Origin of the sequence: Streptomyces rapamycinicus NRRL 5491 (assembly GCF_024298965.1) — a bacterium.
In the GTDB taxonomy this organism is placed as follows: Bacteria; Actinomycetota; Actinomycetes; order Streptomycetales; family Streptomycetaceae; genus Streptomyces; species Streptomyces rapamycinicus.
In genome coordinates, this window is the sequence record NZ_CP085193.1 from 860,609 (window position 1) to 876,762 (window position 16,154).

Sequence of the window (16,154 nt, forward strand, 5' to 3'; positions counted from 1 at the left end):
TCCCGTTCATGAGCGTGTCGCTCCCGCTCACGCGCGTGTCGCGCCCGCTCATGAGGCAATGCGCTCGCGGTACGCCTCGCGGTCGAAGCGGATGCCGCCGCGCCAGATCGCCTCGATCGACCGGGTGCGAGTGATGTCCCGTGTGGGGTCGCCCGCGACGAGGACGAGGTCCGCGCGCCGCCCCGGCGCGATCACTCCGCGGTCGGAGAGGCCGAAGTGCGCGGCGGGCGCCGAGGTCGCCGCCGTGAGCGCCTCCGCCGGCGTCAGTCCGGCCTCCACGAGGAGGGCCAGCTCGGTGTGGAGACTGGCGCCGTGGACGACCGGGCAGGCGCGGTCCGGCCGGTAGTTGGTGTCGGTCCCCGCCAGCACGGGCACACCCGCCCGGTGCAGACGGCCCACGCTCGCCAGGGCGTGGGTGAAGTGGTGCTCGGGGGACTCCTTCTCCACACAGAGGCCCTCGTGGCCTTCCGCGATCGCGGTACGGGCATGCTCCGGCAGGTAGGGGACGATGCGCGGATCGTCCGCCAGCGATCGTCCCGTACGGGGCCGGGAGGAGGTCTCCGGGGCGGACGCCTCCAGCATGGCCAGGGTGGGGATGGCGACCCGCTTCCCGTCCGCGGTCCGGCCGACGAACGCGTCGTCCAGCGCCGCTTCCAGCGGAAGGTGCGTCAGCATGTCCACACCGCCGGCCAGGGCGAGTCGCGCGGACCACCCGGCGGACACATGGGCCACGGTGAGCAGGCCACGGCGGTGCGCGGCGTCGGCGAGCGCCGTCACGGTCGCCCGGTCCAGGGCGGGCAGCGACATCCCGTGGTGCGCGCCGTCGTCCACAATGATCTTGATGAAGTGTGCGCCCTCCGCCTGCCGCGCGGCCACGAAGGCGTCGGCCTCGTCCGGCCCGGCCACCGTCGGCAGCAGCGGCATGGCGTGTCCGGGGTGCCCTCCGGGCGCGCTCGCCACCAGGCCCGAGCTGCGCATATCGGCGAGGTCGGCACGCTCGCCGGCCGCCGTGCACAGGGCCTGGGTGAGCTCCGGCGGGCCCATGAACATATCCAGCTCGGTCGTCACGCCGAAGGCCAGCGCCAGTTCGAGATTGCTCTCGGCGCCGAACACATGCGTATGCGCGTCGATCAGCCCCGGCAGCACCGTCAGACCCGTTCCGTCGATCACATCGGCCGACGCCGACGCGTCCGAAGCCGCGGCGGGCTCCGTCAGGACGCATGTGATGACCCCGTCGGCGAACTCCACCGCCCCGGGGCCCAGCATCGCCGTCCCGTCGAAGATCCGCACCTTGTCGATGATCACCGGCCGCACCTCTCTCACCGTCCGATCGCGATCGCTGTGGACCCGTAGAAACACAGCAGGTTGAAGAAGAGCACAAAGCCCATCGCCGGGAGCATCAGCCCGGATGGCTGTCTGCGCACGAGGAAGCGCCAGGCGCCGAGCGCGGGGAAGACGACGCTCAGCGCCGGCAGCAGGCCCCGCGTCCCGAAGAGCAGGAGCCCGAGTGCCACCGCGCCCACGGCGAGGGCGAGGCACACGGCCGCGCTGCCGCGCGGGCCGAGCACCTCCGAGTACAGCCGTGCCTCCGGATCCCGCCGCCACTCGGTCTTCCGGGCGAACTCGAACTGGAGGAAGGCGCAGGCGAACATGGCCATCAGCGGGACGGCCCGCCCGTCACCGTCGATCGCGTCGCCGGTCAGCAGCGAGACATAGAGGTAGACGGAGAGCAGCAGCTGCACCGGGTAGCTGACGAGGAGATTGGCGATGAGGGCCTCGCCGATCCGCGGCGACCAGCGCTCCAGCGCGACCAGGAACAGCGTGTATCCGAGGGCGAGCAGGATCAGCAGCACGGAGAGGGCCGAGACGAGCGCGTTCAGCACGACGACGGCCATCGTGATCAGCGCCATCGCGCCGCGCAGCTCCGCCGCCGTGATGGCTCCCGTCACCAGGGGCCGGTCCGGGTTGTGCCGGCGGTCGTACTCCAGGTCCTTCTGCTCATCGACCATGCGGGCGAACAGCAGGGCCAGCACCACGCTCACCGCGCGCACCACGGTCGCCCCGGAGGGCGTCCAGTGCGAGGAGGGCCCGGAGAGTGCCTCGGCCGAGCCTTCCAGGGTCAGGGTCCACAGCACGCCGTAGGTGACGTAGATCTGCGGGCGGAACATCCGCAGGACGAAACGGCCCAGCCGGGCCGGCACGCGGGAAGCGGTCAGCACATCGCTCAACGCCGCCACCGTCTCCCGGACATGGGACCGTCGAACGTGCCGGGAGCGGCGGTCATATCGGCCGCGCTTCCGTGGGTGCCGGGGTGAGGCGCAGTTCGCCGTCGGCGATGGTGTGTCCGGCCTGCTTCATGACGCAGCGCAGAACGGCGCTCGTCCCGTCGCCCTCCACCCGGACGCTCTCGCAGGTGATGGGCAGGTCGAGCTCGCCGAAGCCGGTGAAGCGCGCCTTCAGCCCCGTGAGGACGGCCGACGCCGATGGCAGCGCCCCGGTTTCCACGGCGGTGGCGAGGCTCAGCTGCCGGAACGCCTCGAGGGTCAGCATGCCAGGGACATGGTCCAGGGGGTGGTCGAACAGTACCGGGTGGCTGGTGTCCACGAGCAACCGCACGGTCCCCATCTCCTCGCCGTCCGGCGGGAGTTGGAGCTCCAGCGGCGAGATGACCACGTTCGTCGCGTCCCTGCGGTCGACCAGGGCCTCCCCGATCCCCTCCCCCGGCTCACCGGCCGTGAACGTGGCCTGGACGGGCAGCCCCAGCGTGGCACGCACCTCCTCGCGCGTCGCTCGCCACTCGGCGGGCGCCAGCCAGGACATGGAGCCCTCCAGCGTCGCCACCACGCGATCACCGATCAGCGCGGTGTAGGACAGCCGCGCCCCCTTCAGCCCCTCGCGGCCACGGAAGCGGCGCACGATGCGGCAGCGCAGCACCACCTCGGTGGGTACGTCGCCCACCGCGAGCGGGGTGATGTCCACGTCGCGCAGGGCGATGTCCCGCAGGATGAACTTGGTGCCGAACGGGTTCTCGAACAGATCGTGGCCCAGCATGAGGAGCGACTGCCGGACGGCCTCCACCAGGACCATCGGGTCGTAGACGTGGCGGCAGCCCGCCGTGTCCCGGTAGAAGGCGTGTGAACGGGGTATCTGCACCCCGATGTCGAGGGTGTCCTCGTCCCGGGCGAGCACGCCGGTCAGGAACACCTCGGCCAGGCTCAGCCGGTGGACGAGCTCACGCGGCACCGTCTGGCTGAATTCCACCGTGTCCATGCTTCCCCCTCTGTGTTACCGAACCGCCGACCGCGCCAGGTGGTGGTGCCAGTCGGACACGCTGACTCCACCGAGCACGGGGGCCAGCCCCTTGCGCTTCATGGGCAGGACATGGGAGCCGACGATCACCGTGTCCCAGGCGTCGAGCGGCAGTCCGGCCCGCCAGACGGCTTCGATCAGCCGCCGGTAGCCCTCCTGGTCCCCGGCGGCGAGCCGGGCCGCGCGCAGCTCGTCCCGGACGGCGCCGGGGGCCAGGGATTCCTCCGCCTCCTGCACGGCCCGCTCGAGCCGTTCCGCGGCCGGTTCGAAGGAGAGATCCCGCTCGGCCACCTCGGCGTGCAACCGCTCGCCGAGCTCACGCGCGCGGGCCGACTGGTCCTCGCCCGCGAGCGCGGAGGCGTAGACCCGCCGCCGGAGTGCCGCGCCGAAGTAGATGCCCAACTCCCGTGCCACATCGGCGGGTTCGTCGGGGGTGTGGACGAGGTTGAGCAGATAACTGTAGCGGCCGGTCGCGTAGCGGAGCTGGCCGGGAACCCGGGCCCCCGGGTCGGTCGGGCCCTTCCGCTCGGTCAGGACGACCGACGCGGGTGCGCTCGGCGGCGCCTCGGTCCCCTCGGCGTCCCGGCGCACCACGAGCACCACCGCGTCGCAGGTGTCGGTGAACAGATCGGCGAGCCGGCGGCGCTCCGGTGTGGCCAGGTTCCACTGGAAGTACCACAGCGACCGCACGGTGTTGGGGGTGAGCCGGGTGCGTTCCGCGGCCACGATCCGGAAGCCCTCCCGGGCCAGCCAGTCGACGGTCGTGGGCAACTGCCTGCTGACCACGGCGTCGGGCTTGAGCAGCAGTGCGGCGTGCCGGTGGAGGAAGCCGTCGACGTCGGCGGTGAGGGTGGCGAGCTGTTCGACGCTCTCCAGGAAGTAGGTGTCCGAGCCGAAGAGGACGCGCTTGCGCGGATCGCAGCTGAGGGCCGGGGATATGTCGTCGCCGAAGGGCCGCCCGTTCGTCGTGTCGTCGGTCATCGGCCGGCTCCGTTCACATCGCTCGCGGTCGGGCCGGTCCCGTCCGCCGCGGAGGTCGCGTCCGGGCCCGTCGTGTTCAGCCGGGCGAGCACCTCGGTGGCGTCGGCCGGTGGTGCGCCCAGGTAGCCCGTCTCCAGGCAGTGGTCGATCAGCGCGCGCAGGAAGTCCTGCCCGTCCGCCGGTGGCCTGCGGGTGGCCAGGCCCGCCGTGTGGGAGTCGTCGAAGCGCATCCGGCGCCGGAAGTAGCTCTCGTAGAGCGTCATGACACGCTCGTAGTACGCCCGCTCCCGCCGGGGCAGCCGCTGGGCGTCGAAGCTCGTCGGCGGGACGAACCTCGGCACGTGGAACGGCGGGTACTCGGCCATCACATCGGAGAAGTCCCGCAGCGTCAGCGGTGCGCCCACCGCGTGGAAGGTCCGGCCCGCCGCCTCCTCGAACCGGTGGGTGACCTCGGTGATGATGTCCGCCACATAGTCCACGGGCACCAGGTCGAGGCGCGCCTCGTACTGGCCGGGGATGGAGCGCACCTTGCCCTCGGTGGCCAGCTTGAGCACGACATAGATGTTCTTGTAGTCGCGCACCACGCCGGTGCGCTCGTCGCCGACGACGATGCTGGGGCGGACGATCGCGGCCCGCACCCCGTCGGCCTGGGCCTTGTGCACGAGGGTCTCGGCCCGGAACTTGCTGTCCTCGTAGGCGTTGGCGAGGCGCTGGCCCTCGTCCAGCTCCGTCTCGCGGATCAGCCCGTCGCGCTCACCGCACACATAGGCGGTTCCCACGTGTACGAGAGGCACGCCCCCGGCGCGGGCCAGCTCCAGGACGTGGACGGTGCCGTCGACGTTGACCGCCTGGTAGACCTCGTCGGGGAGGCCGAAGTCGGTGATCGCCGCGCAGTGCACGATCCGGTCGAGGCCGTCGGCGACCAGCGCCTGGTACGCGGCCTCGGGCAGGCCGAGCCGGGGCTTGGTCACATCGCCCGGCAGGCGGGTGACGGCGTCCGGCTCCAGCGGGGTGCCGTCGTTGCGTATGACCACCGGCTGGTTGTGGACCAGGGCGGTGACCCGGTGCCCGGCCGCCACCAGCCGGGCGGTGACCTCCGCGCCGACCAGCCCGGCCGCGCCGGTCACCAGAATCCGCAAGCGCTCCGTCATCGGCCCGCCTCCGCCTGCCGTGCCTCGGTCTCTCGCGGTGTCCCGGTCTCTTGCCGTGCTTCGGTCTCTTGCCGTGCTTCGGTCACCAGGCGGACGATGTCGCCGAGCGTGGTGACCGTGGCGGTCCGCTCCTGAGCGAGCTCCCCGAGCCCGAAGCCCTCCTCCAGCGCCAGCGTCAGTTCGATGAGCCGGAGCGAGTCATAGGCCAGATCCGCGACGAGCGCGGTGTCGTCGGCCAGGGTGGCGCCCCCCGCGGGCGCCATCGCGCCGACGATCGCGTACACCTTGCTCCGCGTCCCGTCCTCGTTCGGCGATGGTGTGCCGGTGCTTGACGTCAACGTTCCTCCCTCAGCGTCAGGTGGTGGCCAGATGCGGCTGCGCGCCACCGCTGGACAGCAGATCGCTCGCCTCGTCGATGGGCAGGTCCGCGTCGAGGTGGGCGCCGAGGCGCAGCCAGTCGTAGCCGATCTCCAGGGTCTGCCGCCATCCGTCCGAGGAGTCGAAGGAGGACGGGAAGCTGTGCGCGCCGATCGTGTGCCGGACCAGGGCGACGAAGTCGTCCAGCGCGGTGAGCGCCGCGCCGCCCTGGGCCGTGGACGCGATCGTGAGCGTCGCGAGGTGCCGGGCCTTCGCCCGGATCTCGTCGGTGTCCGCCCCCGCCGGGAGGAGGGACAGCCTGCGGACGACCTCGGAGTCCGGGGGCAGCGGGTTGACGCCGTGGGCGCTGAGCACGCCGCGCAGCGCGGCCCGCACTATCCTCCGGGCGCTGAGTTCGGCGACGCTCCACTGCTCGCGGTCCAGGGCGCCGGTGAGATCCTCGCGGGCGTTCTCCACCAGTACGTTGGACCACACGAGGGTCATCGCGGCGGCGCTGAACCGGCGGGCGGGCATGGGCACGAGATCGATGCCCTCCTCACCGCCGGCCGCCGCCCCGCCCACGGTGACGATGGGCCGCGCGATGCTCGGTGGCGGTGTGACGGGGCCGGACGGAGCGGCCAGCGGCATGGCGGGGACGATCGGGCCGTCGCCCTTCCACGCCACCTTCACCAGGCCGAAGCGGAGGAACTGGGCGATCTGCGGGCCCGCCTGTGGTGCTCCCGACGCGTCAGCCACGGCCACTACGCTCCCCAGGGGCCGGCCGAAGACGACCGAACGCCAGGCCCGCGCCGCGCGGTCGCCGAGGACGAACACGTCCTGCTTGTCGCGTACGACATGCACTCGGTCGCCGGTCTGCCAGGTGGTCACCCCGGTCGCCCTGGCCACGGTGATCCGCTCGGAGTCGGGTTCGGCGCCCGCCACGCCCAGATCGGCCGTGAGCCGGACGCCCGCGGTGATGTACTCGGCGGGGTCGAGGCCCGACGCGTCCGGCGAGGCGAGCGTCCGGTACCGGTCGCACAGCGGCTGGTCGCCGAGGCGGTCCAGCTGCATGGGCAGCCACTTCGGCTCCAGGTAGGTCTCTCCCCGCCCCGCCGCCCAGGACTTCACCGCCTGGAGCAGTCCGGCTTCGGTCCATGCCGCGGCCTCTTCCTCCTGGCCGAGCTCCCGCAGGGCGAGCGCGTAGCGGATCGACTGGCGTGCGTGGTGTGCCCACCACTCCCGCATCGTGTCCTGGAAGTCGTCGAAGGACATCAGCCCCTTGACCGTCGCCACCAGGTCCGGATTGCGCAGTGGGAAGCTGCGCAGCAGACGCTGACAGCGGTTCAGCAGATCCTCCGGGACGGCGCCCACGTGGTCGCGCGTGTCGGTCGTGATCGCGGAGAACTGCTCGGCGAGCTGCCGCACGGAGCGGGTCCTGACCTCGACCCGCCGCCCGTCCAGGAACAGGAGCGAGGGCATCGTGGGCAGGTCGGCGTCGCTGTCGGCGATGAGCAGGAAGTCGATGTCCGACGAGGAATTGCCGAAGCCCTCGGCGATCGAACCCTCCAGGACCACGGCGCAGTTGGCGGCGGAGTGGATCTGCGGAATGGTCTTGTCGAGCAGGTTCTGCAGATAGTCCTCGCTGAGGATCACACGGGCCTCCCGGTCGTGGCATGGGCCGTCTCCAGGACGCGCGCGTCCTTGAGGCGGCCCGCTCGCAGCTCTTCCCACATGTGGCGACTGCATGGGCCGTCTCCAGGACGCGCGCGTCCTTGAGGCGGCCCGCTCGCAGCTCTTCCCACATGTGGCGACGTCTCGGCTTGCCGCTGGACGTCTTTCTGATCAGCCCGCTGCGGCCGGTGACGACGGTGATGGCGACGTCGTCGCCGAGTGCGCCGCGCAGGACGATCGTGGCATCGTCCACCCACGCGCCCTCGGCCTTCTCCACGAACAGCGTCACCGAGGCACCGTCGGTGCCCTCGACGCCGACGACCGCGCACTTCTCCCGGGCGATCCCGGTCGCGGAGACCACCTTCGCCTCCAGGTCCTCCATGTAGACGCTGCGTCCGCGCGCCTTGAGGCTGTCACCCATGCGGCCGAGCACGAACAGCTCGCCGCGGTGGAAGAACCCGGCGTCCCCGGTCCTGATACGGCCGTCGACGAACCGCGTGGAGCCGCTGCGCCCGGCGTGGTAGCCGCTCGTCACCGAGGGGCCCGTCACCTCGATCTCGCCGAGATGGCCGTCGGGCAGGGCCCGTCCCCCGTCGTCGACCACCGTGGCACCCACTCCGTCACCGGGGCCGCCGCAGCCGATCAGCCAGCCGTCCTCGACATCGGAGCGCGTCTTCGCGGAGTTCGCGAACTCGCCCTCCTCGTCGATGGTGACGGGGCCTCCGAAGCGCAGCGTGCCGGTGTCCACGCGCACGGTCGGCGCGGGGGCGCCGGAGATACGGACGGTCACCGCGAGCGTCGCCTCGGCGAGCCCGTACGACGGCAGGTAGACGGAGGGGGAGAATCCGGCGGGTGCGGCGAGCCTGGCGAAGTGCTCCAGCGCACGGGGGTTGATGGGTTCGGCGCCGACGATGACGTTGCGCCACGCGGACAGGTCCAGGTCCGCGAGCCGGTCACCGAGCCGCCGGGCCGCGTACTCGAACGCGAAGGGCGGGGCGGCGGTGTGCGCGGCGACGGCGAAGCACCGCAGCCAGCGGGCCGGATCGCGGATGAACTGTTCGGGGCGCATGAGCCACAGATCGTCCCTCACGCTCACGGGGGTGAGCAGACAGCCGATGAGCCCCATGTCGTGGTGGAGCGGCAGCCAGGAGGCCCCGGCGTCGCCCGCGCGCCAGCCCAGTGTGGACCGGATCAGCGCGAGGTTGGCCTCGAGGTTGGCCCAGGTGACCCGGACCCCGCGGGGCCGGCTGCTGGAGCCCGAGGTGAACTGGAGGAGGGCGAGTCCGCCGGGTTCGCGGGGCTGGATCTCATCGCCGTCATCGCGCCAGATCCACGGCTCCCGGCCGGAGCCCGCGGCGGCCAGAACCCGGTCGGCCAGGGGGGCGAGGCCCTCGGCGGTGATGGTAACGGCGGCCTCGGTCTGCCGCAGGATCCCGGCCGCGTGCTCCACGTACTCGGCCTCGGCGGCGAACGACGGCGGGGGGATGAGGCAGACCGTGGCGCCCGCGGCCCAGACGCCGAAGAGCGAGGACAGACACGGGAAACCGGTGGGAAGGAGGACACACACCACATCGCCGGGGCGTACCCCTCGGGCCGCCAGTGATCCGGCCACCCGACGTGCGGAGGCGGCGAGTTCGGGGTATCCGTGGAACTCCCAGCCGCCGCGGTCGTCGGCGAGGTGGATGCCGCGGCCGTGGAGGTCTCCGGCCGTCCGAGGGGGGTCCGTCAGCCAGGAGAGCAGTGCGTCACTCACTCGTCGCGTCCTTCGCCTTCTCGGCCCCGGCCCCGCTGTCCATTCCGGCCTCGGTGCCGGTTACGGCCGGGGTGCCGGTTACGGCCGGGGTGCCGTCGTCCAGGAACGTGATCGCCCCCGTACCTCCGTCCACCCTCAGCCGCATACCGGTCTCCATCTCCCTGACCGCGCCCTTGACCTGGACGACCGTCGGAATGCCGAGCTCACGGGCGACGATCGCCACATGCGTCAGCGGGCTGCCCCGCTCGATGATGAGCGCCGAGGCGGACGGCAGCGCGGCGACCCAGCCCGGATCCGTGCGGTAGGTCACCAGGACTCCGCCGTTCACATCCACCGGAGTGTCCGTGACGACGGCGCGCGCCTCGACCACACCGGGGCAGGACGGGGTGCCGCGCAACTCCCGGACGCCGGTGCGCGCCACGCCGCCCTTCACAAAGCCGGCCCGCTCCAGATTGCCCCGCCAGTAGGCGGCCCCACGGGTGGTGAACCGGGACGGCGCGGACAGCTGCTCGTCCTCGGCCTGCTGACGCTTGCGCAGCTCCACGAGGCCGCGCAGATCGGTGTGCGCCGTCGTGCCCTCGTAGGCGCCGCGCAGCTCCTCGAGGCGCAGGAAGAAGACATCGTTCCAGTGGTCGATCGCCCGCATCCTGGCGAGATCGCGGCCCATGGCGCGCAGCATCCGCTTCGCCGAGCCGAAGGCGCGGGTGCGGCAGAATCTCAGCCGCTCCCGGTTGTAGAGGGAGGTCCGTGCCTTGCGGCGGACGACGTTGTAGAGCATCCGGCGCGGCCCGCGCAGATGCTCGTCCAGATAGGCGTCGGCCTTCTCGCCGGAATTGGTGTCCACCTCGGGCAGCGCGGCACGCACCATGGCGAACAGGGTGGCCGGGTCCTCCCGCAGATCGGGCACTTCGAGCTTGAGTTCGTCGAGGCTGCGGTAGCCGTACGCGGCGACGTACTCGTCCACCGAGGCGAGGAACGCGGTGTGGCCGCCGTCGCGCAGCGCCTGATAGGTGTCCGCGGCCGGGGTCTCCTGGATGAGGCGGTTCAGTTCGGCGTCGTCACGGACGGTGGCGGCGAGGGCCGACAGCGCACGGGCGGGTTCGATGGACTCCACCCGGGAGCCGGGGCTGGCGGCGCTCCAGGTGAGCCACTCGGGGGCGTCGGGCAGCCAGCCCCTGTTCAGCAGGGCGAGTGCGCCGATGGACCAGAGAATCGTCGCGTCCAGGGTCTGCATCGGACCCCACTTCTCCAGCAGGTCCTTCTCCAGGGCGCGGAATCGCCGGTAGACGTCCTGGCCCTCCATCGCGTCGTAGTCGACGTTGTCGAACTCCTCGTACGCCTTGTAGAAGTAGGCCATGAATCGTTCGACAGAACGGTTCATGGTGAGGAAGCGGCGTATGAAAGCGGCCACCGTCCTGGCGCGGGACAGCCGGCCGCGCAAGGAAGAAGAGAAGGTGTACGGGTAGATGGTCTCGGCCATTTCGTCGTCGAGTGGCTCCTCGACGCCGATCGCGACCTCCAGCACTTTCCTGTTGAGTTTGTACAGTGGCGCGATCCGTACCATCCGGTACCAGTGGAGCAGGTTGTAGTACACCCGGCCATGGAAATAGCCGAGCATATGGGGAGCCCATTCCTCGATCTCGCGCAGTGCGGCGGGCGGGACCCGGAGACCTCGGGCGTAGTATTCGTAGACCCTGCCGTAGACATTGGCCGCGAAGCTGTAGGTCAGCGGTGAAACGATTCCGGAGAAGCTCTCGATGATGTTGGCGTTGTCCCAGATCCGGAGTTCGCCTTCGCTCGGCCCTAACTCATCCCCCGATGGCTGGATCGCATCCGGCAGCGCGGTGATCGGGCGGGCTTGCAAAATCCACAGGGCGTCGTCCGCGAGCGCCCACTCGATGTCCTGCGGAGCGTCGAAGACCGTCGCGATGTGTGCCCCGGCCTCGTGCAGCCGTGCTATGTCCTTCGGTTCCAGCGACAACTTCTCCCGGTCGCCCTGCGCCACTTCGGCGACCAGATATCCGGAACCCGCCGGATCCAGGTGATAGCGCTCCTGCTTGTCGCCGAGCACGGTGTCGTCCACCGTGCCCGTGGCGCCGTCGAGGACGACGGTGTCGGCGTCCACCGCGCCCGAGACCAGGCCCTCGCCCAGTCCGTACACGGAACTGATCACATACTGCCGCCGGTTGCCGGTCACCGGGTTGGCGGTGAACATGACGCCGCTGCGCTCGGCGTCCACCATGTCCTGCACCACGACGGCGATGCCCGCGTCGCGCGGCGGCAGCCCGTGGCGCAGCCGGTAGTGCAGCGACCGCTCGGAGAACGCCGAGGCCCAGCACTTCTTGACGTGCGCTATCACTTCGGGGAGCCCGGACACATTGAGGAAGGTGGCGAACTGCCCGGCGAAGGAGAGGTCCGAGCCGTCCTCCTCGACACCGGAAGAGCGCACCGCGACCCGGGGGCGCCCCACATGCGCATATGCTTCTTCAACGACCGACGCGGCCTCGTCGCTCAACTCCCCCGACTCGATGATTTCGGCCAACTGCCGGGAGATTCGGTTCACATTGTCCTGGGTGACCTCTCCCAGCAGATCCTCGATGCGTCCCGCCTCGTCAAGTGCGGCGATGAATTCCTGGAACACATCGAGCCCGACGACTGCCCACCGGGGGACGGCGAGCCCGTTCCTGGAGAGCTCATGGAGATTCTTCCCCTTCCCGCCCGCCAGCTCCGCAGCCTCACCTGGGAAGCTGTCGTCGACTATGGCTCGCATCGGTTTCCTTGACCTCCGGGCACGCATGTCGCGAAACACACCCCGCTTGATCACGAGGAAGTTTCACCGTACCCCACGGGTCTGGCGATTGCGATCGTTCCCCCCTCTTTATACAAGGCCACTTCATGACGTCTTGATTCAAGACGCCATGACACTTTGGCTGGTTGCTACGCATTTCCCTAGCGATTGCCGACCAACCGCCCCTGGTGCCCGGCGTTCGCTGGGGGGGTAGCAGTGAGCTGGCAACGCTAGGATCCTTGCCATTGCTCCCGCCCCGTTTCCTGCCCCCCCCACGCCCCTTGTTCTCCCCGGCCGGTGGCGAATCCCTGGTGGGCCGCACAGTGGCCACTAGTGGCCGCTGCCTCGTGCACGCCGGAGAACTGAGCGGACGCTGGACAACTGGAGAAAACCGATGTCCCTCCTTCCTCCCGGCTCCCGGCAGCCCGCCCTTCTGCAGACCATGCGCATGCGCGACCCGGTCCACTACTTCGCGTCACTCCGGCGGCGCTACGGTCCGGTGTTCCGCATGCAGCTGATCGGCTTCCCGCCCCAGGTGGTGGTGTCCACCGCGGAACTCGCCGCGGAGATCTACAGCACGGACGGCGACGGCAACCGCGCCGGGGCGCTGCGCGCGGGATACGTGCCCTGGCTCGGCGACTATTCGCTGTTCACGAACGACGGCGAGCCGTGGTGGCGGCACCGCAAGCTGCTCAGCCCGGCCCTGCACGGCCGGTCCATCGCGAACTACCCGGACCTCATCGCCGAGATCGCCGCGGAGGACATCCGGACATGGCCGCTCGGCAGGCCGTTCGCGCTCCAGGAGCATATGCAGGCCATCACGCTGGAGGTCACCCTGCGGCTGGTCTTCGGGATCCGCGACGTCACCCAGCTGGCCCGGCTGCGGGCATTGCTCCTCACCCTGTCCAAGGCCAGTGGCTCCCCGCTCCTGTTCCTGATGCCCGCGCGACTGCGGGCATGGGCGGAGAAGTCACCGCTGGCGATGCGCGTACCGGTCCTGCCGACGACCCGCACCATGAAGGCCAGCGCGGCGGTGGACGAGATCCTCTTCGCCGAGCTCGCCCGGCGCAGGGACGAGGAGGACAGCGGCGCCACCGATGTGCTGGGGCGGTTGCTCCAGGCGCGGGACGACCAGGGCCGCTCGATGAGCGACCAGGAGATCCGCGATGAGCTGCTCACCCTGCTGGAGGCCGGACTCGAGACCACGGCGACCGGCCTCTCCTGGGCCTTCGAACGGCTGATGCGCGCCCCGGACGTACTGCGGCGGCTGCTGGAGGAGTTGGAGCGGGGCGAGGACGACAGCTACCTCGAAGCGGTCGTCAAGGAGGTGCTGCGGCTGCGCCCGGTGATCACCGGTTCGGGGCGTCTGCTGGACAAGCCGCTGCGGCTCGGCGGCTACGAGATCCCGGCCGGGTGGGTGGCCATCCCCATGTTCTCGCTCATCCACCAGGACAGCGAGGCGTATCCGGACCCCGAGGAGTTCCGGCCTGAGCGGTTCCTCGGCGAGGGCGCCCAGGCGGCACAGAAGTCCTTCCTGCCGTTCGGTGGCGGCCGACGCTACTGCGTCGGCGCGCAACTCGCCATGATGGAGCTGAAGGTGATCATTCGGGAGGTGCTGCGGAGGGTGGAGCTGACCGCCGCCGACCCCGCACCGGAGGCCCAGCGCATGTGGCACGTCACCCTGGTCCCGGGCAAGCGCGCCGTCGCGGTGGCCCGCGAACAGCCCCTGAACCGCGCGTCGTTGAGCGAGGAGCCGAGGTGCCCCGTGCACCCTGCACCGTCCGAATAGGCCCTCACTCGCGCGGGGCGGCGGCGAGTCGGTCGCCGAGGGGACTTCGCCGGTACAGCACCTGCCGCCCGTGGCGCGCCCGGGTGACCAGACCCGTGGCGTGCAGGACGCGCAGGTGCTGGGACACGGCGCTCGGAGTCACCCTGAGGCGGCGGGCGAGCTCAACCGTGGGCAGGGGCTCCTCGAGGAGGCCGAGGAGCCTCGCCCGGGGCGCGCCGATGAGCGACCCGAGCGCGGACGCGTCGTGGGCGGGCGCCGAGGCCCACAGCGTCGCCACGCCACGGCTCGGGTAGACCAGCAACGGTGGTTCTTCCGGGCTCAGCGGGGGCGCGGGCTTGTGCGCGAAGACGGAGGGCAGGAGGAGCAGTCCCCGCCCGGATGCCACGACCCGGTGCCGACTGATCATTTTGGCGATGTGCAGCACCCCGTGGTGCCAGCGCAGATTGGGATGCATATCGGCGAAGAGCAAGCGGGCGCCTCCCATGGCCAGTTGGCGCGCGCGGTAGGTCATGTCCGCCTCCACCACGAGGCGCATCCGCGGCCACATCGGCTTGACGGCGATCTCCCAGTACTGGCGCAGGAGAGCGCAGATGGTGTCGCGGAGTCCGGCGACGGACGCATCGTCGGCGGCGGTGGCATCGCGCAGCGCCGGGGGCAGCGGGTCCGGCGCGTGTGTGGCCAGCAGATCGCGGCGTACCAGGCCGGGAGGGGTCCGACGGACGACGGCCAGTTCGTCCTCGAAGGCAGGGGCGAAGCTCGCGGGCCGTGGAGTCAGGAAGTCCGGAAGGGTGCGCCGCCGCGCCACCAAGGACATCAGCAGGTCGGTGTCCAGGTCGCCGAGTCCGCCCAGCACGGATCTGCGCCACGGCAGATGCACCGCCGACAGCCCCGGATCGTGCAGCACCCGCAGGCTGAACACCGTCTCGTTCAAGGGCGATACGGCGAACCGTGTGTCCGCCAGGTCCTCGACATCGAGCACAAAGCTGATCATTAAGCCATACGCTACATCGATTGGCAGCGGAGCTCCGGTGCCGTGGACTTCGGCCCATGACACATCCCACGACACATTCCGTGAGAGACCTCCTGTGTGTGCGGACCACGGCCGGATGAGCCGCCGCATGGTCCTGCTCCTCGCCATCACCTGCGCGGTGGCGGTGGGCAACATCTACTTCCCGCAGGCCATCGGCCCACTGGTGGCCGACGGGCTGCGGGTGTCCCCCGACTCGGCCGCCGTGGTGGTCACCGCCACCCAGGTCGGCTACACGGCCGGAATCGTCCTGCTGGTGCCGCTCGGCGACCGGATTCCACACCGTACGTTCCTCGCCGCCCTGCTCGGCCTCACCGGCCTGGCGCTGCTCGCCGCGGGTTGCGCACCGGCGCTGCGGCCCCTCGTCGCCGCCAGCGCCCTCGTCGGCCTGACCACCGTGGCGGCGCAGATCGTCGGCCCGCTTGCGGCCGGTCTCGTGGCCGCCGACCGCCGGGGAGCGGTGATCGGCACCCTGCTGAGCGGATCGACCGGCGGCATGCTGCTGGCCCGCACCTTCAGCGGCACCCTCGGCGAGTGGCTGGGCTGGCGGGCCCCGTATCTCGTGGCCGCGGTGCTGGCCCTGCTGCTCGCCACCGTCCTGGCGTTCGCCGTCCCCGCCACGGCCCCTGCCTCCCGGCAGTCCTACCCCGCTCTCCTGGCCGAACCGCTGCGTCTGCTGCGCACCGAGCCGGAACTGCGCCGCTCCTGCTGGTACCAGGCGACCGTCTTCGCCGGATTCTCGGCCGTCTGGACCTGCCTGGCGCTGCTCCTGACCAGTCCCGCCTACGGGCTCGGCGCCCAGGCCGTCGGCATGCTCGCCCTGGTCGGCGGGGCGACCATGCTGTGCACTCCGCTCGCCGGGCGCCTGGTGGACCGCCGAGGGCCCGATCCGGTGAACCTCGTCTGCCTGCTCGGGGTACTCCTCTCCGCCGCGATCCTCACCGCGGGCGCCCTGGGCGGGACGCCGGGCCTGGCCGCCCTGACGGTCGGCACCCTGCTGCTGGACGTGGCGATGCAGTGCGGCATGGTGGCCAACCAGGCGCGCGTCTACGCCCTGCGCCCGGACGCCCGCTCCAGGCTCAACACCGCCTATATGACCTGCGCCTATCTGGGCGGCAGCGCGGGTTCCTGGCTCGGGGTGCGCGCCTGGGGCCGGGCCGGCTGGTGGGGCGTGTGCGCACTCGTCGCGCTTCTCACCGTCCTCGCCCTGGTCCGCCACCCGCCGGCCATCCGCCGGCCTCGGCGGAGCCTGTCGGTTCCGGCTCAGGCCCCATGCCGTGACACGGCCCCTACGCCCCCGGACCCTCCCCTCGCAGCGCGGTGAGGAG

12 protein-coding genes and 1 pseudogene are annotated in these 16,154 nt (G+C 71.1%); 3 read left to right on the forward strand and 10 right to left on the reverse strand.

Annotation, left to right across the window (positions count from 1 at the left end):
• Positions 1-48: 48 nt before the first annotated feature.
• The 7 genes from LIV37_RS03885 to LIV37_RS03915 form a co-directional block, all read right to left on the reverse strand.
• A complete protein-coding gene (locus tag LIV37_RS03885) occupies positions 49-1,305 on the reverse strand; it encodes an amidohydrolase family protein (protein WP_243146411.1) in 1,257 nt (418 codons plus the stop codon).
• 14 nt (positions 1,306-1,319) lie between these two features.
• Positions 1,320-2,219 carry a UbiA family prenyltransferase gene (locus tag LIV37_RS03890; protein WP_243146483.1) on the reverse strand — a complete coding sequence of 300 codons (900 nt, stop codon included), beginning with the start codon at positions 2,217-2,219 and terminating at the stop codon, positions 1,320-1,322.
• Positions 2,220-2,280: 61 nt separating this feature from the next.
• A complete protein-coding gene (locus LIV37_RS03895; protein WP_020865790.1) occupies positions 2,281-3,270 on the reverse strand; it encodes a ScbA/BarX family gamma-butyrolactone biosynthesis protein in 990 nt (329 codons plus the stop codon).
• 15 nt (positions 3,271-3,285) lie between these two features.
• Positions 3,286-4,290, reverse strand: coding sequence for a nucleoside-diphosphate kinase (locus LIV37_RS03900; RefSeq protein WP_020865791.1), 1,005 nt, complete (start codon positions 4,288-4,290; stop codon positions 3,286-3,288).
• A complete protein-coding gene (locus LIV37_RS03905; protein WP_020865792.1) occupies positions 4,287-5,441 on the reverse strand; it encodes an SDR family oxidoreductase in 1,155 nt (384 codons plus the stop codon). The genes LIV37_RS03900 and LIV37_RS03905 overlap by 4 nt, the downstream gene beginning before the upstream one ends.
• Positions 5,438-5,779: an acyl carrier protein gene (locus LIV37_RS03910; RefSeq protein WP_148717872.1), complete on the reverse strand. Its 342-nt coding sequence runs from the start codon at positions 5,777-5,779 to the stop codon at positions 5,438-5,440. Before LIV37_RS03910 ends, LIV37_RS03905 begins: the two co-directional genes overlap by 4 nt.
• 16 nt (positions 5,780-5,795) lie before the next feature.
• Positions 5,796-7,451 carry a hypothetical protein gene (locus tag LIV37_RS03915; RefSeq protein ID WP_020865794.1) on the reverse strand — a complete coding sequence of 552 codons (1,656 nt, stop codon included), beginning with the start codon at positions 7,449-7,451 and terminating at the stop codon, positions 5,796-5,798.
• Between the two features lie 149 nt (positions 7,452-7,600).
• On the opposite strand from LIV37_RS03915, the gene LIV37_RS03920 reads away from it, so the two are divergent.
• A complete protein-coding gene (locus tag LIV37_RS03920; protein ID WP_202979657.1) occupies positions 7,601-7,855 on the forward strand; it encodes a hypothetical protein in 255 nt (84 codons plus the stop codon).
• 191 nt (positions 7,856-8,046) lie between these two features.
• Here LIV37_RS03920 and LIV37_RS52485 read toward each other — a convergent pair.
• Together LIV37_RS52485 and LIV37_RS03930 are read right to left on the reverse strand one after the other, a co-directional pair.
• Positions 8,047-9,222: pseudogene (locus LIV37_RS52485) on the reverse strand (AMP-binding protein); the annotation flags it as partial.
• Positions 9,215-11,992, reverse strand: coding sequence for a phosphoenolpyruvate synthase (locus LIV37_RS03930; protein WP_020865796.1), 2,778 nt, complete (start codon positions 11,990-11,992; stop codon positions 9,215-9,217). The gene LIV37_RS03930 and the pseudogene LIV37_RS52485, both read right to left, overlap by 8 nt.
• Positions 11,993-12,404: 412 nt before the next feature.
• Here LIV37_RS03930 and LIV37_RS03935 point away from each other — a divergent pair, with 412 nt between their 5' ends.
• Positions 12,405-13,799 carry a cytochrome P450 gene (locus LIV37_RS03935; RefSeq protein ID WP_020865797.1) on the forward strand — a complete coding sequence of 465 codons (1,395 nt, stop codon included), beginning with the start codon at positions 12,405-12,407 and terminating at the stop codon, positions 13,797-13,799.
• Between the two features lie 4 nt (positions 13,800-13,803).
• On the opposite strand, the gene LIV37_RS03940 is transcribed toward LIV37_RS03935, so the two are convergent.
• Positions 13,804-14,790, reverse strand: a complete 987-nt coding sequence (locus LIV37_RS03940) for an ArsR/SmtB family transcription factor (RefSeq protein WP_020865798.1) — start codon at positions 14,788-14,790, stop codon at positions 13,804-13,806.
• Positions 14,791-14,905: 115 nt separating this feature from the next.
• Here LIV37_RS03940 and LIV37_RS03945 point away from each other — a divergent pair, with 115 nt between their 5' ends.
• The gene (locus LIV37_RS03945; RefSeq protein ID WP_121825837.1) at positions 14,906-16,150 is read left to right on the forward strand and encodes an MFS transporter; all 1,245 of its coding nucleotides are present in this window, start codon (positions 14,906-14,908) and stop codon (positions 16,148-16,150) included.
• The last annotated feature ends 4 nt before the right edge of the window (positions 16,151-16,154 follow it).